A 1,564-nucleotide genomic window follows, 5' to 3' on the forward strand; every position below is an offset into this window, starting at 1 on the left:
TGTTTATATTGGAGAAAGGGGCGGTGTTGAATTTGAGTATTCTTTTGATAGTGAAAAAGAAGCCATTGATAAAATGTTGCAGATGAATTATAAGCGAAAAAAATACAATGGAAAAGACATTAAAGAATATCTAACAAAAGAAGTAGCATTAAGAATCATTAAAGAAGAAAAGTTAGAAGTGATTTGGTATGATGAAGCACTTAAACCTTTATGTGCAGGTATCAAACACGATAAACAAAGAGATAAATACATTTCTTTTATCACTAATGCTAAAGCAAAAATTATAGAATGGAAAAGTATTGAGTTTGATGGGGATGAAGAATTTGAAGGAGAAATATATAATGATGAAGATATAGCCCTTTATGCTCTTATCAATCGTGCCAGAATGATTAAACAAAATAGAATCAGTTTTGTGTAAATGTTTTCCTTATGATTTGATTTAATCTTAGTGGGTTTAAAACCCACAAGGCTTTTCATGGCTAGAAAAAGAACAATCCTTATTCCTAGAATAAAAGATATTAATATAAGTCCTGATACTTCTTGTATGCATCCTATCTTAGAAGATAATACTTTAGTATGCTTACATGGAGGTAGAGTTAAGTTAAAAGCAAAAAAAGCTAAAAGAATAAAATCAGACAATGTTCCTATTATGCTTGATAATGAAATACAAGGAGCTAGTATAAGTGGATGTTTAAATCCACCTATACTAGGAGGACCTTGTACTAAAGTAGCTATGGTATTTGCTTATACTTATTCAGATCATAAAGTTAATAATAAACATTCTGTGTTACAAATGGGTTTGATAGGAATGAGTATAAAAGGTTATCCTATATTTGCTATACCTAAAAAGAATAAAATTAAATTTGCTTTAGCTAAAATACAAGCTAGTCCTCTTGCTAAGATTAAGTATGATAGGATAAGATGGCAAGGGATAGGAGATAAATTAGGAGCGGCACAAAAAAGCAAAGAGAAAGCAAAAATGCTTTTATATTTGGAAAATGAAAATAAAAAAGGTAAGGTAAGTGATAAAGAAGTTCATCTTTATAAACATAATGGAATATGGCCTAAAGATACTCCAAAACCTAGAAGTCCTGATTATATTCTTGAAGATGGGGAGATTGATTGGCCTAATAAATATGGTTATAAAATTCCACCTAAACCAAGAGAAATCACTCTAAAAAAAGGGGCAAAACTAGACAGATATGGGGATAATTCAGGTGGCTTTGTTTGTCCTTTTAAAGAGAAAAAAGGAGTGATGCCTTATGAAAAAAGATCATTGCCTTATGAAGATAATGAAGCCATGCAAAAAACCTATAAAAGATATGAAGTATTAGAAGATATTAATATGGAGAGTGTTGATAGAAAGGTTAGAATGAGTGGGAATGAAGAATTAAAAAAAGATATTAAAACATTAAAAGAAAAAAACAAATTCCATTCCCCAAAAATAGGTAAAATATCTCCATGCTTTGAACAAGAAGGTGGAGGAACACAAATTAAACTTCCTATTTCCATAGAAAACTTAATGCAATTAGGTTTTATCAAACAAATATAATAATAAAGGATA

2 protein-coding genes are annotated in these 1,564 nt (G+C 29.7%); both read left to right on the forward strand.

What is annotated here, in order from left to right:
* Positions 1-418: hypothetical protein (locus AJ886_RS07845; protein WP_250539080.1), on the forward strand; the 418-nt coding region annotated here is incomplete at its 5' end.
* 57 nt (positions 419-475) lie between these two features.
* The gene (locus AJ886_RS07850; RefSeq protein WP_148124027.1) at positions 476-1,552 is read left to right on the forward strand and encodes a TNT domain-containing protein; all 1,077 of its coding nucleotides are present in this window, start codon (positions 476-478) and stop codon (positions 1,550-1,552) included.
* Positions 1,553-1,564: the final 12 nt, after the last annotated feature.

It is taken from the genome of Campylobacter sp. BCW_6465 (assembly GCF_001762815.1).
Classification (GTDB): Bacteria; Campylobacterota; Campylobacteria; order Campylobacterales; family Campylobacteraceae; genus Campylobacter_D; species Campylobacter_D jejuni.